This is a genomic window from Bacillus sp. ISL-47, from assembly GCF_018613175.1.
Lineage (GTDB): Bacteria > Bacillota > Bacilli > Bacillales > Cytobacillaceae > Cytobacillus.
In genome coordinates, this window is sequence record NZ_JAGGQS010000002.1 from 52,664 (window position 1) to 71,065 (window position 18,402).

Annotated in this window: 16 protein-coding genes and 1 pseudogene; 12 read left to right on the plus strand and 5 right to left on the minus strand. The window is 38.4% G+C overall.

Features of this window, described 5'->3' with window-relative positions:
• Positions 1 to 708: 708 nt before the first annotated feature.
• From J7I93_RS00935 to J7I93_RS00945, 3 genes are all read left to right on the plus strand, one after another.
• Complete coding sequence (locus tag J7I93_RS00935; protein ID WP_214722565.1) at positions 709 to 1,056, plus strand: PadR family transcriptional regulator; 348 nt, start codon at positions 709 to 711, stop codon at positions 1,054 to 1,056.
• Positions 1,043 to 2,050, plus strand: a complete 1,008-nt coding sequence (locus J7I93_RS00940) for an HAAS signaling domain-containing protein (RefSeq protein WP_214722566.1) — start codon at positions 1,043 to 1,045, stop codon at positions 2,048 to 2,050. Before J7I93_RS00935 ends, J7I93_RS00940 begins: the two co-directional genes overlap by 14 nt.
• A gap of 202 nt (positions 2,051 to 2,252) precedes the next feature.
• Positions 2,253 to 2,711, plus strand: a complete 459-nt coding sequence (locus tag J7I93_RS00945; RefSeq protein WP_214722567.1) for a hypothetical protein — start codon at positions 2,253 to 2,255, stop codon at positions 2,709 to 2,711.
• 292 nt (positions 2,712 to 3,003) lie between these two features.
• On the opposite strand, the gene purU is transcribed toward J7I93_RS00945, so the two are convergent.
• Both purU and J7I93_RS00955 read right to left on the minus strand, forming a co-directional pair.
• On the minus strand, positions 3,004 to 3,903 hold the full coding sequence (gene purU / locus J7I93_RS00950; RefSeq protein ID WP_214722568.1) for a formyltetrahydrofolate deformylase: 900 nt from the start codon (positions 3,901 to 3,903) through the stop codon (positions 3,004 to 3,006).
• Positions 3,904 to 4,545: 642 nt separating this feature from the next.
• Positions 4,546 to 6,558 carry an oxidoreductase gene (locus J7I93_RS00955; RefSeq protein ID WP_214722569.1) on the minus strand — a complete coding sequence of 671 codons (2,013 nt, stop codon included), beginning with the start codon at positions 6,556 to 6,558 and terminating at the stop codon, positions 4,546 to 4,548.
• A gap of 303 nt (positions 6,559 to 6,861) precedes the next feature.
• Between J7I93_RS00955 and J7I93_RS00960 the strand changes: the two genes are divergently transcribed.
• The 6 genes from J7I93_RS00960 (at position 6,862) to J7I93_RS00985 (ending at position 14,435) form a co-directional block, all read left to right on the plus strand.
• Entirely contained in the window at positions 6,862 to 8,631 is a 1,770-nt protein-coding gene (locus tag J7I93_RS00960; RefSeq protein ID WP_214722570.1) for a sigma-54 interaction domain-containing protein, read from the plus strand.
• A 77-nt stretch (positions 8,632 to 8,708) separates the two neighbouring features.
• On the plus strand, positions 8,709 to 8,849 hold the full coding sequence (locus tag J7I93_RS00965; RefSeq protein ID WP_214722571.1) for a hypothetical protein: 141 nt from the start codon (positions 8,709 to 8,711) through the stop codon (positions 8,847 to 8,849).
• Positions 8,850 to 10,454: a sodium:solute symporter family protein gene (locus J7I93_RS00970; RefSeq protein ID WP_214722572.1), complete on the plus strand. Its 1,605-nt coding sequence runs from the start codon at positions 8,850 to 8,852 to the stop codon at positions 10,452 to 10,454. It begins immediately after the preceding gene.
• A 329-nt stretch (positions 10,455 to 10,783) separates the two neighbouring features.
• Positions 10,784 to 11,884 (plus strand): GerAB/ArcD/ProY family transporter, encoded by a 1,101-nt coding sequence (locus tag J7I93_RS00975; protein WP_214722573.1) that lies wholly within the window; start codon positions 10,784 to 10,786, stop codon positions 11,882 to 11,884.
• The gene (locus J7I93_RS00980) at positions 11,856 to 13,313 is read left to right on the plus strand and encodes a spore germination protein (RefSeq protein ID WP_214722574.1); all 1,458 of its coding nucleotides are present in this window, start codon (positions 11,856 to 11,858) and stop codon (positions 13,311 to 13,313) included. Before J7I93_RS00975 ends, J7I93_RS00980 begins: the two co-directional genes overlap by 29 nt.
• A 3-nt stretch (positions 13,314 to 13,316) precedes the next feature.
• Complete coding sequence (locus tag J7I93_RS00985) at positions 13,317 to 14,435, plus strand: Ger(x)C family spore germination protein (protein WP_214722575.1); 1,119 nt, start codon at positions 13,317 to 13,319, stop codon at positions 14,433 to 14,435.
• Between the two features lie 124 nt (positions 14,436 to 14,559).
• Here J7I93_RS00985 and J7I93_RS00990 read toward each other — a convergent pair whose 3' ends face one another.
• On the minus strand, positions 14,560 to 15,186 hold the full coding sequence (locus J7I93_RS00990; protein ID WP_214722576.1) for a class I SAM-dependent methyltransferase: 627 nt from the start codon (positions 15,184 to 15,186) through the stop codon (positions 14,560 to 14,562).
• 463 nt (positions 15,187 to 15,649) lie between these two features.
• Here J7I93_RS00990 and J7I93_RS00995 point away from each other — a divergent pair, with 463 nt between their 5' ends.
• Positions 15,650 to 16,138: a DUF2975 domain-containing protein gene (locus J7I93_RS00995; RefSeq protein WP_214722577.1), complete on the plus strand. Its 489-nt coding sequence runs from the start codon at positions 15,650 to 15,652 to the stop codon at positions 16,136 to 16,138.
• Positions 16,139 to 16,140: 2 nt separating this feature from the next.
• A pseudogene (locus J7I93_RS25025) lies at positions 16,141 to 16,278 on the plus strand (DUF2975 domain-containing protein); the annotation flags it as partial.
• 91 nt (positions 16,279 to 16,369) lie between these two features.
• Here the strand turns inward: J7I93_RS25025 and J7I93_RS01000 are convergent.
• The gene (locus J7I93_RS01000) at positions 16,370 to 16,531 is read right to left on the minus strand and encodes a hypothetical protein (RefSeq protein WP_214722578.1); all 162 of its coding nucleotides are present in this window, start codon (positions 16,529 to 16,531) and stop codon (positions 16,370 to 16,372) included.
• A 226-nt stretch (positions 16,532 to 16,757) separates the two neighbouring features.
• On the opposite strand from J7I93_RS01000, the gene J7I93_RS01005 reads away from it, so the two are divergent.
• Positions 16,758 to 17,222 carry a hypothetical protein gene (locus J7I93_RS01005; RefSeq protein ID WP_214722579.1) on the plus strand — a complete coding sequence of 155 codons (465 nt, stop codon included), beginning with the start codon at positions 16,758 to 16,760 and terminating at the stop codon, positions 17,220 to 17,222.
• A 53-nt stretch (positions 17,223 to 17,275) separates the two neighbouring features.
• On the opposite strand, the gene J7I93_RS01010 is transcribed toward J7I93_RS01005, so the two are convergent.
• A complete protein-coding gene (locus J7I93_RS01010) occupies positions 17,276 to 18,397 on the minus strand; it encodes a hypothetical protein (RefSeq protein WP_214722580.1) in 1,122 nt (373 codons plus the stop codon).
• Between the last annotated feature and the right edge of the window lie 5 nt (positions 18,398 to 18,402).

The following is an 18,402-nucleotide window of genomic DNA, read 5'->3' on the forward strand; positions in this document are numbered from 1 at the left end:
ATTTTTCATTATTTATCACGTTGGCCCATTGTATAAAGATTTTGAATTTCGGAAGAAAATAAGAACAAATTTGGACGTGGCTTTATTGTTAAAGGAAAATCATGATTTCCAATAATTATTTTATCTTATTCAACAATCTTGCCCGATTGTTGAATAAGGTGACGGCGTTCTTTGGTTTAATTGTGAGTTCTTTAGTTGATGTTAATGCAAGCTTTTGTTATAACACATGGAAAATTTTCGAAGTGAAGAAAGCAGAATTAAGCGCGATATTGGTATTATTGGGAGTTTATCCTGCAGCAACTATTACAGGTTATATCGTCTCTTGTGCTTAAAAAACTTAATTGATAAAAAATCCTCAAATTCCTGCCGCTGTACCTCATTAAATACAAATTCTTCATTAACCTTAGTTGAAGTTTACTTACTAATTTCCTTTTATTTCAAAGCAGATGCACTTTTATCCTCTTATGTGGCTTCTTCCAGCGTTCTTGGTGCAAAGCAATCTCCTATTTGCCAAGCGAGACATTATCAACAGTCCTTATTCAAAAATCTGCTCCAGCTGATGTTCACCTGCTCCCAGCCACCGAAATTTTCCAAAATGTCTTTCATATTTTTAAATCATCAATTGTTGTCGTCACACAAATACTGTATGACACATAGTATAAACCATATAGTGTATGACATATAGTATTAAAAAAGTGAGGTGGGTGAATGAGTTCTTTACTGAATTCGTTAACGACTGAGCTGCGGAGAGGTACGCTGACATTAGCTGTATTGAGCCAGCTGCGGACACCACAGTATGGATATTCTCTTGTTCAGTTACTGGAAGACTCAGGAATTAATATTGATCAAAGCACCTTGTATCCGTTGCTTCGCCGTTTAGAAAAACAGGAGTTAGTAACAAGCAGCTGGGACACATCGGAGAGCAGGCCGCGTAAGTATTATGTGTTAAGTGAGTTTGGCTTAGAGACCTTTTTGCAGTTAAGAAAGGAATGGATGAATAACTCAAAGCAACTTTTTGAGCTATTAAAAGGGGATGAGGAAGATGAATTTAATTGAGATTTATATTCAGGAAGTGATTCGCCGGCTGCCTGAGAAAAGCCGTGCGGATATCGCACTCGAGCTGCGGTCAACGATTGAGGATATGCTTCCGGATGAACACAATGATGAGGATATAAAAGACGTTCTAAAGAAATTGGGAAATCCTGCAGCATTAGCGAGCGGATATCGGGATCAGCCGATGCATCTGATAGGCCCGCGCTATTTTGATGTATATGTATCCTTATTAAAAATGATATTTCCCATTGCAGCGGCAATCGCATTAATTTCCATTGCAGCTGAATTAATTATTGGTTTTAGCGGAGAAGAAACGGTTATGAACCTAGTCCTCCACTTAATGGGTGAAGGAATTTGGAGAGTCATCGAAGTGGGAATTCAAACCTTCTTCTGGCTAACGGTCGTCTTCGCCATTATGGAACGGGTTGATAAAGGAAAAGAACAGCAGCCCTTATCAGCAAGTTTAAAACCCTGGACTCCTGAGGATTTAAAAAACATCCCCTACATCCCTAAGAAAAAGGCCATTGCAAAATTTGAGGTATCCGGAAGTTTAATGTGGACAGCCATATGGGCAACCTTCTATTTTTATGCCGACCGCCTGATTGGTATTTATGAAGGTGACAGAGACGGATTAGATTTTGTGGTAGCAGCATTAAATCAAGAAGTCTTACTTGGATTTTGGCCAATTGTTGTCTTGATCATCGCACTTGAAGTCGGGTTAGCCCTCTACAAATTAATCCAGGGACAATGGACCAAAAAAATGGCTATCTACAACACATTTCTCGAAGTGATGGCAACCGTGGTTTTCATCGTTATCCTTTTAACTCCAAATCTGCTGCAGCCCGAATTTATCAACTATATGGCTGATTTATTCTCCATAACAGCCACAAAATTTGAGACCTGGTTCATTGGCAGTATCATGATCACATTTATTATTTTTGCGGGTATAAGTATTTTTGATGGGATACGGAAGGCCAGGATCCATCAAGATAATTAGTTTGCATCGTGCCTGCTCCCTGGTTTATTCAAATGAAAGAACAGGCACGATTTTTAGGAAATTCGTTGGTCCGGAAGGTAATGATGCTATTTGGTAGATAAGTTATAAAAGATTACCAGGCTAAATTCAACCTTAACCCTTTATTTTTTAAATGATGATTCTACCGGAATTATGTATAATAAAATAAAGGAGGTGAAATACAATGGAACAAATACTTAAAGCTATACAGCAGCTTGAAAACCAAATGAATAACCGCTTCGATAATGTCGATCAAAGGTTCATTGAGGTTGATCACCGCTTTGATAAAGTCGATCAAAAGTTCATTGAGGTTGATCAGCGCTTTGATAAAGTTGATCAAAAGTTCATTGAGGTTGATCAGCGTTTTGATAAAGTCGAACAAAAATTGGTAGAGGTTGACCACCGTTTCGATGAAGTTAACCAGAAATTAGCAGAAAATGATAAACAGTTTGGAGAAATGGATCAGAAGCTTGACCGCATAGAAACAACTTTGAATACAATTGCACAAACCTCAACCGATGATACAGTCTCCATCCTAAAGAGAATTGATATGAACACCAAGAATATGAATAGAGATATTGAATACCTATCCAAACAAGTAGGAAAGCATGAACTATACTTCAATAGAATTAATAAGAACTGAGTTCCTTTAATTTTCTATACTTAATCTACGCTTCGTTTCTTCGGAAGTCTTCTTTTTATTTTTCGTAATATGACCCAGTAAAGCTTCAGGGATAATTTTTATTAGTCTTTAGCCAGGCCTTTAATATAAGTATTTTAGTCTGTGTAAAAAGTACCTGCCCCCTAGTCCGGTAAAGCTATTCAAAACTTGGGGACAGGCACTCGTTTTTGCGGGATGTCTAGGAGCATTCATTAAGCCATTACTTGTTCAGGTCAGCGGCATTTCCTTTTGCGGCGCAATCTGTTCCTTTTTCTTAAAATACAATTGTTTTGTTTTCATGAACAATAATTCGGTCTTCTAAATGCCATTTAACCGCTCTGGCAAGAACACTCCGTTCAATCGAACGTCCGCTCTTTTTTAGATCATCTATCTGATCCCGGTGGTCAACACGCTTGATATCCTGTTCAATGATGGGTCCTTCGTCCAGATCGTTTGTAACATAATGAGACGTTGCCCCAATTATCTTTACTCCGCGCTGATAAGCTCGATCATATGGCCTTGCACCAACAAATGCAGGAAGGAAAGAGTGATGAATATTAATGATCTTGAATGGATGAGCCTCAACAAAGGCTGGCGTCAAAATCTGCATATATCTTGCCAATATGATTAAATCAATATCAAATTCTTTTAAAAGCTGCAGCTGTCTTTCTTCCACTTCCTGTCTATTTTCTTTGCTTGCAGGTATGTAAAAGAATGGAATTTGCATGGATTCTGCAATTTGTCTTGATTCCTCGTGATTGCTCACAATAAGAGCGATGTCGGTAAGCAAATCACCGCTTTGCCATTCCCATAACAGTTCACGTAAACAATGAAGTTCTTTTGATACAAAAATAGCTGTCTTCTTCAATTCATACACAAATGCCAGTTTCCATTCCATTGAGAAGGTTTCTGCGATTTCCTTAAATTGACTTCTCATCTCTTCTTCCTTCGCCTGTAAACCAGGACATTCAAACTCGATTCGGATAAAAAAGGTGCCACCCTCCGGATTTGTCGAATATTGACTCGATTCGATAATATTAGCCTTATGCTGGAACAGAAACTGGGATACAGCAGCCACAATACCCGGCTGATCGGGACAATTGATAAGCAGGCGCCCCCTGTTTTTTTGGCTTTCTCTAAATGCTTGAAGTTGATCTTGAATAGCTGAGTTCATATGAATCTCCTTTTTTAATTTTAATAACTATAATAGACTTTTTGTTATGGTTTTGAAAGCATATTTTTATAAGTTTATTGGATTTTAATGGATAGTAAGCTTAGAGTAAAGCTTAAAACCCTGGTTCCAGCACTTTCAATGGGATGGACAGAGCGGCGTTTCTTTGAGAGGAATGTATACTAGAAAGAGCTGCTCGCATAAACGGCAGCTCTTTTTAAAATTTGGCTATTTTCTAAAAAATTGTTTTTTTATGGTTTTGTGATTAAAAAACAAAGTGTGTAGAGGTTGATTTCCGCTCCAGGATGCTCGCTTTCCGCGGGGCGGGCGGTGAGCCTCCTCGGCGCGCAGCGCCTGTGGGGTCTCACCTGTCCCACTCCTCCCGCAGGAGTCTCGCACCTTCCGCTCCAATCAACCAACCTTATTTTTCTTTGTAAAAAAACAACAAAATTTGCGAATAAAGTTAAATAGGTTCATGATTGGATTCGACCTTTCAGAAAAGGAATCGTGTCTATCCTGCAAATAATAAAGGTACCCTCCGACGGCGAGTTAATTCTTAATCGCACCGTCGGAGGGCACCTCTTTGGCAGTCCCTTTTATTGCAGAATACAGGGCAGGAACATCCCCGCTGATGAAGATTTCATTTTATTTCGCAATAGTTGGTTTTTCATCCTTTTGCAGCTGGCTATCCTGGATGCCCAGTTTTAATGAAATCATCATTCCTTCATATGTGGCTTCTTCCAGTGTTCTAGGTGCCAAACAATCTCCTATTTGATAAACTTCTGGAGCTAATCCTTTGATTTGTTCATATAACTCCACATTCGGCACACGGCCTAGCGATAGGACAATAGAGTCCCAATTTTTCAACCTCTCTTTTTCATAGGAGAATAAGTTACGAATAACCACTTCGTCAGCCTTTATTTCGCCTAAATCATAGTGAGAGATCATTTTAACTTTTAATTGATACAACTTCTTTAGGTACTCATTTCGCAAGTACTGATGGACTTCCTCCCCAATGTGAAGTTTGGAAGAAATCATCGTTACCTGATGGCCTTTTTCTGCTAAGTCGATTGCTGCTTCAATTGCTGGCCAATCCCCTGTAAAGTCAAATACTAATACATTTTTTCCGATTTCTTTCCTACTATCGTTGAATAATTGATCTACCGTCATGACTCTAGGATCATTAATTCCAGGGATGTTCGGAATATAGGGTCTCGAACCAACCGCACTGATAATCAGATCAGGGCCGAGCTTCATGATATCAGAAGGCTGTATGCTGCTGCCAAGGTTCAATTTTACATTACTTGCAGAAAGACTTCTGGTGAAGTTATCAAGCATGCTTTCAGCAAGTTCATGTCTCATCGGAGCACGTCTTAATGTACGCAATAAACCACCAATTTCCTCTGCTTTTTCTGCTAAAATAACCTCGTGGCCTAATTCATCAAGTGTGATGGCCGCTTTTAAACCCGCCGGACCGGCACCAATGACGAGAACTTTCTTTTTCTCTCTTGGAGCCTTCTTCAGAGCTTCAACTTCCCTTTCTTTGCCTGTTGATGGATTCTGGACACAGCCAATAACCAATCCTTTATGATAATGGCCAATGCATGCTTGAAGACAGCCGATACAAGCATCAATTTTTTGATGGTTTCCTGATTTCGCTTTATTAGGCATTTCCGGATCAACGATTAAGGAACGAGTCATCCCCACAACATCCGCTTTTCCCGCTCCGATAATCTGCTCTGCTTCCACAGGATCGACAATTCTGGAGCCAACAAAGACCGGCACGGCACCCGCCATGCGGATTTTAAATGCTTGTGGGGTAAGGTAAGCATGCTTAATGGGGGATGGCGGCACAATATGGGTGGAACCTGCATATGTACTGGAATCCCCGGCAGTAACATCTATAAAGTCCACCCGGACACGATCCACCAAATATTCAACAATTTTAACGGCATCCTTTACATCCGTACCATCCATCGTCATTTCATCTGCGCTCATTCGAATCCCGACCGTGAAATCCTCTCCTACCTCCTCCCACACTCGTTCCATGATTTCAACAATAAATCTCATTCGATTTTGGAAGGTTCCCCCGTATTCATCCGTGCGAAGATTGGTATGCTCCGACCAGAACTGTGCTGGGAGATAGCCGTGTGAACAGCATATTTCTACCCCATCCAGTCCCCCGGCCTTTGCTAATTTCGCAGATAACGCAAACCCTTCAATCACTTCTTTAATTTCTTCCACACTCATAGGTCTTGGCATGGTGCCGAATCGCAGACTTGGAACAGCAGACGGAGCCCAGGCTGCTCCCTTATATTCACTTGAGACAACTTCCCTTCCTCCATGAAACAATTGCTGAAACACTTTTGTTCCGTATGAATGGACTTCATTAGCCAATTCCAAATAAGCAGGTACGACCTTCTCATCATATCCTGCTATTGTATTCGTTGTCAGCATGCCCGATGGATGAACTGCCGCAGCTTCGAGGATCAGCAATCCAGCTCCCCCTTTTGCCCTTTCAACATGGTAGGCTGTCATATCAGGGGTTGGAATTCCGTCGATTACATGATTGGTTTGATGGGCTGTACTTAAGATTCTATTGTTTAATTCCGTATTTCCAATCGATACCGGGCTAAATAAGTGCTTAAATTGTGACATGATTTAACACTCCTTCGAAAGCTTTTAATTATATAACAAGCAAAAATCATGCCAAACATTTTCCAATCCTGTTCCTTTCAGGTAAATTGGTAAAAATGCATCATTTAAATAAAATTCTTAATTTTCACATAAATAATGTTATACAATAATCTAGAGAACGAACCTTTTTTGCATCAACTGTTGCAAAAAAGGTTCATGTCTATTCAGCACTTGCCGCATCTAAGTTTAAATTCATCATTCAAGAAATACATAAGTCTTTCCGATGCAAAATGTGTTCAAATTTTTATAAAAGGAAGTGCAAAAATGATTGATCATAAAAATAAAGCAGTACCTGTTTTAGATCATGTCCAAATAAAAGAATTGGAAAAATGGCTCCCTTTTCAAAAGCACCCCATTGTAATTGTAGATAAGGATTTTAGAATAATGGGTGTCTTGGACAAAGAACGTTTTTGGAGAAAAGCAGCAGAAGGAGGAAATGAAGCAATCAAAACATGCACGAACTTCCGCTTCTTAAGCATTCCATCACTGTCTGACACAGCGGAAGAGGATCCCCAGAAATATGATTATTTTGTCGTGCAAGAAGACCATCACTTTTTCTGCTATACCGCAAATGAACTAACGGCATGGCACTATTCGCAGAAAATAAATGGGCTGATGAATATCAATCAATCTCTGCAAGAGGAATTGGATCGAGCACTCAGAAAAAATAGAGATCTGAAACAAATCCTTAATTCTTCTTATGATGAAATTTTTGTAACAGACGCAGAGGGAAATGTTTTATTTGTCAGTGATTCCTGCAAACATTTTACCGGACTTCCTCCTGAAGCTTATACGCATAAAAATATCCGGGAGCTGGTACATAAGGGAATCATCAAAGATTCGGTCACATTGAAAACGATGAAAACACTAACGGTTCAAACAGCTGAGCAAAAATATCCGAATGGAAAGACCGTTCTGGCAACCGCCAAACCCGTATACGATGACGAAGGAAAGTTATATCGAATTGTGACCAATTCCCGGGACATATCAGAGCTTGCAGAAATGAAAAGAAAGTTGTTAGAAAGCCAATCCATACAGCAGGAAATACAACCCGTCATTCAGCATACGATCGGAGATAAAAGGTTTATTACGCAGTCAGCAAATATGATTTCCGCATTGAGATTAGCGGAAAAAATAGCTCCTTTGGATTCTTCCGTCTTTATTCATGGTGAATCCGGTGTCGGGAAAGGAGTCTTAGCCAGAATGATTCACGAGCATAGTCCGAGAAAGGCAAAGCCGTTTATTCAAGTGAACTGCGGTGCGATTCCTGAAAGCTTAATCGAATCAGAATTATTTGGCTATGAAGCGGGAGCCTTTACAGGTGCAAACAAACGCGGAAAGGCCGGGATGGTTGAGATGGCTGACGGCGGTACCCTTTTTTTAGATGAAATTGGGGAAATGCCACTGGAACTGCAGGTTAAGATCTTGCATTTGGTTCAGGACAAAACGTACAAAAAAGTGGGCGGTACAGCAGAAAAGAGAGTCGATATCAGGATCATATCTGCGACTAATAAAGATCTCCTTCAGATGATAGAAGAGAAAACATTCCGCCAGGATCTGTATTACCGTTTGCACGTTGTCCCTCTCCGCATTCCTCCTTTACGGGATCGCAAGCAGGATATCTTATTATTAACCGATTATTTCCTTGATCAATTCAACAGAAAATACGGCCAGTATGTTGAATTGGACCTAAATGCAAAACTATTAATACAACTGCAGGAATGGCGCGGGAATGTAAGGGAATTAGAAAATTTTATTGAACAAATAGTTGTCACAGCTCAAAAACAAATGATAAACGTCGAAGATTTGCCATTAGCTATGAATCAGCATACTCACCACGAGTTTAACTCCCGCACTCATCTGATGCCTTTAAAACAAGCGGTTGAAGAAACAGAAAAACAAATCCTTTCCTATGCATTAACGAAATACAGATCAACAAGGAAAATAGCCAAAGCCCTTGGTGTGAATCAAACGACCATCATGCGGAAGCTCCATAAATACCAATTGGCCCAAATTAAGACCAATGAATCATAAATTAACAGAATTTTTAGAATTGGCATGGAATTTGCATTGTATTTGATTGAGTAAATAGATGAAAGGGAGTGAAATGAATGGGTGAATTACTATTTTCTTTTGGCTATGGAGGGTCACTAATCGTTCTAGGCTTTATTACAAAGGTTTTCGTTCGAAAAATGGAAGCAGATATCGTTTCCAAACACACAGAAATAAAGGAAGAAAAGGTGGGGATGTAATTGATTTTTACCATTGGTATTATTGTTTCATTTATTCTGTATGTCCTTATCGGAATTGTCCTATCTAAAAAAGTAAAAACCTCTGAGGAATATTATGTATCCGGAAGACAAGGATCTACCTTAATGGTTACGGGAATGCTCGTTGCTTCGTTTTTGAGTACTGTTTCCTTCATGGGAGAAGCGGGATTTTCGTATGAAGGCTATCCTATTCTTCTGCTGATCCTGGTTATATTCAATGCAACTGGTTATGTTATTGGGGTCTTCTTTTTTGGACGGTACCTGCGAAGAAGCAAATCGTTAACGGTTCCTGAATATTTTGGTAACCGCTTTCAATCTAATAAAGTGCGGATGGCTGCTGCGATTACAACGATCCTTGGCATAACGGCATATTTAGTGGCTGTAACCCAGGGAGGCGCTTTGCTTCTATCTGAAATCTCAGGCGTCTCATACACCGTCGCTTTACTCATTATGTGGCTCGTCTATGCTTCCTTCACCATTCTGTCTGGAGCAAAAGGGGTTATGGTGAATGACACCATTATGTTTTTCCTGTTTTCATTAGCTACTTATATTTCCTTCCCTTTTATCATTAACAATGCCGGGGGATTCCCGGAGGCGATTGTGAAAGCAGCCACCAATCCGGAGCGGCCAGATTTATTAAGCTGGCATGGCATCACGGGTCCAAACGCTTATATGGGTGAACCATGGGAAGCATTGATTTGGGCCATCATATTAGGGTTAGTGTGGTCAGCTGTCATTGCCATTAGCCCTTGGCAAAGCAGCCGTTACTTAATGGCTAAGAATGAACATGTAGCTATACGATCTGGTGTTTTGGCAACGGTTTCCATTATAGCGATTTACCTCTTCCTTCATCTCAGTATTTCAACTATTACAACAGTTAAAGCGGATATAAATCCGACTGAAAAAGTATTTATCTGGGCTGCCATGAATATGGTGCCGAAATGGTTGGGGATTATCATCGTGAGTGGCATCATGGCTGCAGCCTTATCATCCTGTGCAAGCTTCCTTCAACTAATTGGCAGCAGCATTACCAGAGATATAATGGAACAATCCAGGAATAAAAAATACTCAGACCAAAAACTGCTTCGCATAAGCCGAATTTCCATGATTATCACCAGTATTGTCATCTTACTAATCGGGCTTTGGCAGCCGCCGTCCATCATGTGGATTGGCTATTTCGCAGCCACCCTATTTGCGGCTTCGTGGGGACCCGTCGCATTTGCAAGTGTCTTCTCGAAAAAAGTAACCAAAACAGGTGCACTATGGAGTATTATAGCTGGATTTTTAGGTGTTGTACTCGGAGAAACGGTGAAAAAATTCGGAGTCGTTCTTCCAGTCTATTTTAACCCTGTCATAATTGGTGTGATTCTAAGTTTACTTGCTTTATATCTCGGATCCAAATTCGGCGATATATCCATAGAAGAACGAAATTTTCAGGAAAATATTTTGACTCGTCCATTAGAAGATAATGAAAAGGAAGAGATGAGGATAACGAAAAGATATCCTTCGATTTTAATAGGAAGCGGGATAGCTATAATTATACTTACGTTTGTGTTTTATTATTGGCCGTTGACTCTGGCTATGTAAGAAATGTTAATAAAAGAAATTACTTAACAGCATCTAGTGTGTGGGTGTGGACATCCCTTTCAAGTACAGATTCCCTAAATAAGGCTATACAGCCAGTGTGAGTCGGTATTCAACCGACTCACACTGGTTTTGTTTTTTTAGAACACTTTATAGTTACAGATGTACCTATATCTGGAGTACCTGAATCGATTCTTTTTCTGTCTAAAACTGTGAGCAGTGCATCTTCTATGACTTTAGTTGAAAAAGTCACTCAAAAACGTGTGTACATAAATTACCAAAGCGAGGTTAAAACTATTTGAGCAGTCATAAAAGAAGTCATAGGTGATCGAATGAATCAAAAGGTAATTCAATCTTTTCATATATATATTTTACAAATCATTTCTACAGGATTTCTGGTGCATGTTCTCATTCTCCCGATCCTATTATCAACGTCTAAAAGGGACTCTTGGTTAAGTGTTCTTTTTAGTTTATTGCCAATCATTCTTTGGAGCATGATCATTTTTTACATATATAAAAAAATGGATCATCAAAATGATCTGATCACTTTCATGAAGAGAAAAGGGTCACCTTCATGGATTTATTCCATTTTTGCCTTTTTGTTTGGACTTTATTTCTTATTTTCAGCTTTTATAACCCTTAAGTTTACTTTTTTTTGGGCGAAAGGAAATTACTCTTTTGAAGTCCCAAATTTGATGATTATCATCCTTTTCTCACTTGTTTGTTTTTATTCATCTTCTAAAGGAATCAGGACGATAAGCACCATTGCTATGCTTATCCTTCCGCTTGTTTCATTTTTTGGCTTTTTTGTCGCGGCAGGGAATATTCCAAACAAGAATTACGAATTGCTATTTCCCCTCTATGAGGATGGCATTCAGGATTTATTTGAAGGAATATTCTATTCTTGTGCTGGCCTGTTTGATATGACGACCATTTTGTTTTTGACACCATTCCTTAAAGACAAACTCAAGATGAAGTGGGTTGTATTAGTTGGAGTCATACTTACCCTGTTAACATTTGGTCCATTAATAGGAGCTATTTCGGAATTTGGCGTAGAGGAAGCAGCAAAAATGAGAAATCCAGCTTATGAGCAGTGGAGGTTATTAAAAATAGGTAACCAATTTACACGTCTTGATTTCCTTTCAATCTTCCAATGGCTATCAGGTGCATTTGTTCGGATAAGCTTGTCATTATTTATTGCAAATAAATTATTATCGTTCAAAAAGAAGAGAAAGTGGGTCCTCCCCATCCTGTATCTCCTATTAATTGTAAGTGCATGTGTGAATTGGGATTCAACGTCCTTCTTTTATTTTCTGCAAACATATTTTTTTCCTTATAGCCTCATTTTTCAAGTTTGTGCACTATTATTTGTCCTACTATTAATAAAATTAGGGGGTGATAGACATGAGAAAAGTTCAAACGCAAAAAGCTGATCAATTAAAAGAATGGTTTAAGGATTCAGCTGATGTTGTGATTAAGGAAAAAAACTATCCGGAAAGCAAAATGACCCATTCCCTAGTTTTTCTGTATTGTCCTAATTTAGCGGATATAAAATATATGAACGAAGTGATTTTCCCAACCATAAAGAAGGTCATGGAAGAGAACGGACAGCTGAACATAAATGATTTGTTAAATCTCTTAGAGGTAAATCAGCTTGAAGAGCAGGATCATAATAAGACGGAGATAGAGCAAAAGCTTTTTTCAGGTGATCTGCTTATTTTTAATAACGAAACGAATGAAATCTTCTTTTTATCAGTATCCAATTTTCCCAAAAGAAGTCCAGAGGAGTCCAACATTGAAACCTCCATTCGTGGGCCAAGAGATGGATTGGTTGAAAACATTTCGGATAATATGGCATTAATCCGACAAAGGCTAAAAACATCCTCACTAAAAAGTATCGAATACTCGGTCGGCGAAGTCAGCAGGACAAAAATGATCTTACTTTATCTGGATGATAAAATAAATTCAACCGTCCTTGAAGAAGCAAAAAAAAGATTGGATGCCATTAAGATTGATATTGTGGCAAGCACCGTCGAGATTGAAGAACTATTGTATGATAAAACATTCTCCCTGTTTCCCTTAATGGACAACTCCGGCAGACCTGATTTCGCAGTTTATTCATTAACGCAAGGGAAATTTGTCATTTTAGTGGACGGAAACCCGAACTGTTTGGTTGGCCCCATTACTTTTAATCATTTGCTGTATTCTCCTGAAGATCTTCACGATAGTTTTTTTTACATAAGTATTATACGGATCTTAAGGCTAATGGCCTTCTTTACTACGATTTTTTTACCCGGGTTTTATATCTCATTAATCGCTTTTCAGCTGGACCAAATTCCTTATCCACTAATCGCAACGATAGCTGTATCCAGAATAGGGCTGCCTTTATCAGCCGCTGTTGAAACATTTATCATGCTTGTTTTATTCGAGTTATTTAAAGAAGCTGGGGTACGCCTTCCAAAAGCAGTTGGACAGACTGTCGCTGTCTTAGGCGGATTATTTATCGGCGATGCCGCTATTCGGGCCGGATTGACTTCTCCTTCCTGTCTGGTCATTATCGCCATAACCGTCATTTCAGGCTATACCCTTGTAAATCAAAACATTTCCGGCAATATCGTTATCCTGCGATATTTTGTTTTAATCATTTCTTCCATTTTTGGTTTGTACGGCTTTTTTATTTCCCTGTTTCTTATCCTGACATGGGTTGTTTCCTTAGAAAGCTTTGGTCAGCCTTATATATCTTACCTAATCAAACCTAATTTAGCTGATCGAATCAAGTGCAGCATCAGGCAGCCTTTTCAGCTTGTGACCAGAAAAAATCGAGCAAACAAACTCTTCGGTAATGATAGTCAAAAGGAGTAAAGTATGAAAAAGATTTTGTTGATGTTGATGATCATTGGATTACTTTTTACATTGACGGGGTGCTGGGGCAAGAAAGAAATTCAGAGCCAAATTTATGTTACTGGCATAGGAATTGATTACGATAAAGATGAATTTACAGTTTATATCCAAGCTATGAATTTTGCCAATATCGCTAAGCAAGAAGGTGCTTCTTCTTTGCAGGAATCTGTCCCTGTTTTTATTGGGGAATCTAAAGGAAAAACCATTCAGGCAGCCATTAGCAAGTTAGAACAAAAAGCAGCCTACCCTCTTTATTTCGGTCATGCAGAAACCATTCTTCTAAGTGAAAATGCGATTAAGGAAAAAGTAAAATCTGTCATTGAATATATTGGTCAGGACCCTTTCCTGAGATACAATTCCAATTTCTTTGGAACCACTCAAGCTATTAAAGACGTTTTTAATAGTGAAAGCTTTTTTAATTATCCATCTTTATATACAGTCATCTATAACCCGGAAGTTTTGAACCGAAATAACTTTATCATACCTGTGCAAAGGTACAATAAATTTATCGCAACCTATTACGAGCCGGTTGGGTCGTTTATTATTCCTGGCATAGAAATAAATCAAACTCATTATTCTGAGGGGAAAGATTCCAAACAAATTCCTGCTATTACCGGAGGTTTTGTCATTTCCAACCAGGAAAACAAAGGATGGATCGATAAAAACGATTTATCTGGCATTAAATGGACCTCAAATGAGGCCACCATCATCCCCCTTACTCTATTTGATGAAAAAGTAAGCGTCTTAATCATAAAACCCAATAAAGTCATTAGAGTTTTAAAAGGAAATAAACCCACTTATGAGTTAATGGTAAGAGGACGAGCAGAATTAATTCAAAATGAAGACAATATAGGCATAGATAAAATTGAAAAAGAATTAAGCAAGAAGGTAAAAAGTGATATCCAAAAAACGCTGGAGATGGGCGATGAAGTAAAGGCTGATTTACTAAATATTAGTGAAAAAGCTTATCGATATCATCTTAATGAATGGGATGCTGCTGAAATAAAATCATTTGATTTAACGTCTATTGAAAATATTGATGTTAAGATTAAGATTGAAAAAAGTGTTAATTATAAACGATAAAAGTTACATTTCGCCCCTTCTGCAGATGATAGGCATGTTTCATTTTCTAAAAAAATGCCTGCCTTTATTAAGGCGGGCATTTAGGTTTAATGGGGAAATCCTAGGGCTTTTTTAACAAGGCTTATCATTTTTTCTGACATTTTACCATTGTAAATTTAAATGGAGGTTTCGTTTCATTATCCTTATGCGGCTCCACAATTTCCGAGATTTCGATCAGTCCATATTTTCCAAATTCCTGTTTAATTGAGTCGGAATCATAGAAAAACATTTTTACACCTTCCATGATCTCAAAATAGTCTTTACCTAATTGTTTACCCTTTCCATACATTGGGGCTTCTTTTGAAATCGCAGTAAAAATCATATATCCGTCTGGCTTTAACTGATTATAGCAAGAGTGAATGAACTTCTCTCTTTCACTCTTATTCAATAAGTGAATAAGTGCATAACAAAATATCCCAGCATAAAGCTTGTCATCAAAAGGCATATCAGTTACGGAACCATGATAAATATCCATATTAAGCCCATTATCTCTTGCCAATTCAATCGCTGTTTTTGAAATCTCAATTCCTGTTACATCTATTCCATTCTCAATAAAAACCTTCGCATTTCTGCCATATCCAAAACCAGGAATTAAAATATCCTTTACTTTCTTTTCAAGGAAAAAGTCCTTAGTCTGGATTGCTGAGTCTGAAGGTTCAAATCCCCACATCGTCTGCTTTTCTATAAAATTTGATTCCCAGAATTCTGTCATCCTTCAATCTCCTTCTGTTTGACTCTATTTCTTAAGAATAGTCTGTTCCTCTATAAGCCTTGGCTCTAATTCGTTCTTCTAATTTTGCGATGAAAAATTTACCTCATTCACACAAGAAATCGTAATTGTTACGATTTACATAATAATTTAATCACATATTAATCATTCATGCAACAACAAGAACTATTTATGAAAACACAGGGACCGCGCTTTTATATCATTTTCAGAAATGATCCAGCACTTTTTCCTTCTCAGGCAGTGAGAATATAGTCCCCTTCTCCACTTAAATGCACCTCATTAGTCCAAGGAGACTAGCTAACCACTCCCATTTCATATTTTTTAATACTGCATTTAGAAAAAAATATCAATAACAACAAATAATATAAAACAATATTAATTTATTGTAAATCGATAAATCGTTGTGTTATAGTCATTTTATTATTAAATCAGTGAGGTGCTTTAAATGAGTGTTAAACTAGGTTCAACCACTTTCTTAAAAGTAATTATTTTTCTGATTGGAATTGCGGTATTTGCTTTGTGTATCTTTTGGTTACCTGAGATAGCCATTAAAGATGCAAAGGTACATCCAGATACGGCTTATTTCCTAATCCCCTTTTTAGTATGTGCATATGGATTCTGTATCACGTTTTCCGTTGCGTTATACCAAGCATTTAAACTATTAACTTATATCGAAAGGAACAATGCTTTCTCCGAGTTATCACTTAAATCTTTAAATGTTATAAAAAAATGTGCTTTTACAGTCATTTTCCTCATTCTGTTAGGAATAGTAAGCTTAAAGGTGCTTGTAAAAGTTACAGGTGACGATGCAGCAGGTCCAATTTCACTAAGTCTAATGGGCATTTTGGCAACAAGTATCATCGTAGGCACTATGGATGTACTTCAAAAGCCATTAAAAAATTTCCTAGACAAAAATAAAAAAGATGTATTTTAAAAATGAAAAATGCATCCACATTGTTTTTAAAATTAGCGATTATTCTTATAGGAATTGCAATTCTTTCATTGTGCAAATTTTTAGCGCCTAAGTTCGGAAATTTTGCTGGAGAATTGTATCCAGATTTGGCTTATATGAAAAACACAGGGACGGTTCCGGCGTATCAGGGTGAATCGCCGGAACTGTCCCTAAGTTTATTTGTTTATTATTAGGCACGCCATTTCTTTTCTATTAGGATTCGTCCCCTGCCTCATCCATCGCGTCAGGATAAACGATTTCATCAAATACAAAATATAACTCCCCTTCCATTTTCTTACCAATTATTTGGTACATATCAATCATAACAAGGAGGGTGCACAAAAAATCGGCTGGGTAGGAAAAGAAAAACAGCATACTTTTTTGCATGCTGCAGAAAGCTAAATTATTTTTTATGAAGGCTGTTTTCTAATGGATTGCTGCTTTTGATTAGTTGGTAAACATACATCTTTACAGGCCCGTTCTCAACAAAAAGAGGGTTCGTGAGTAATAGCTATCATAAAGAATTGATGGAGACATAGCAGATATTTTTTCTTTCTCGAGCATAAACATCAGTATTGAGCAACAGGAAAGAGGGATAGCCATGTCCTTTATCGGATTTGAACTGATAGCCAAAAGAGCATGGACGATTTTGCCTGGCCACACTTTTTCGATGTCCATTTTATGGAACAAAAAAAAGATCCCTTCCTCCATCGGAAGAGATATCTATAACGAATCTGGACTGATTCTCCCTGATAAAAGAATTGCAGCTACCGGGAGGATTCATCATTTGTCTGATCATACAATAAATCACTATGAACCCTTACAAACAGCACCTTGTAAGCTTATTTGCCGGCCTGACTTTCCCCTGGATGATCTTAAGATTGAACTTCTTGCGCCGATGAAAGGGATAATGGAACCCATTAATCAAACAGCCGTTCTGTTCTTATGGAGCAAGGAAAACAATCTTTTAAGAAAAACAGAGCTCCACCTGGATCCCCAATCATTTGAAAGGATCCCTCAAGATAAATATTTTATCGATCTTTCTTTTATACTGGGTAAAATATAGTTCTTAAAAGCAAGGACTGCCTTAAAGCAACTTTTTCACCTTCGCTCCGAGCATTAAACTAATATCGGCGTTAAGAAATAAACAATCAAAAAGGCTGTCAATATACGCATAACGATTCCTAGTACAGCCGCTCCCATTGCCTCCTTTTCACTAAGGTCAGAATTAGCTGCCCATATAACCGGAACTTGACCAAAGATAGTAGACAAAGGCAGACCAGATGAAGCTAAAACAAATGATCCAATGACCAATCGCGGATCCAAAGAACCAGCAACTTCTGATAATTGGGCCATGGCCAGCGTCGGGCTAGCCAATATGGAAAGAATACCTGTCTCAGGATGAATATTTAGAGTTAACAATACTGCTGATAAGCCGGATTCAAATTTTGACCAAATTCCGATGTAGTCCAGAACACCAATAGCAGCAAACACGACAGCTGCAGCCGGAATAATGAGAAGGAATAAAAGCTCTGCTCCCTCCCTGGCTGCATTAAACAGAGTGGGTAAAAAGCCTGTCTTCGGCGTAAATTGAGGGAGCTTTGCAATTTGGACAGCTTTCGTATCCCGGTAAATGGTTTTAGAAAGCAGGAACGGGACAACAATGACAGGCATAAAAACCGCTAACACAACAACGACAAAGGCATTAGCTCCAACAGCGGTTAAAGCAACCATACCTAACATGAATGTAGCAAAGGATTGCTGCGATTGAACCATGGTTGCTACCGCTATTTTTTGCTCTGCTTTTGTTGCTCCCGAACGGATTAAAATCGGTCCGGCAATTTTTCCGGCAGCATTAATATCACCAAGAATATTATATATACTTGGAATGATAACAGCCGAATTCACTTTCATCAGCTTTGTAACAGGGATAAAGATCCGAATCAAAGCATCAGTAAACCCAAGCCTTTCCAGTACCCGGCCAATAATGACACTAACCATAATTGAAACTCCAACAGTGCCGGTTAAAAATACCTCTACGATAATGGGGAAAACGTTATCGACAATGGAAGTAAATAAACCAGCTAATGTTCCAGGCGTGAGCAGCAATACTAAAAGTGAGATTATGACTAAGCCAAGACCTACTACTTCAATTCGGGTCCATCTTCTAGTTAAAGGAATCGGGGCACTGTTCTCTTCTATTTCTAATTTTTTTTGTACTAACGATTTAACCTCACTCATCTACC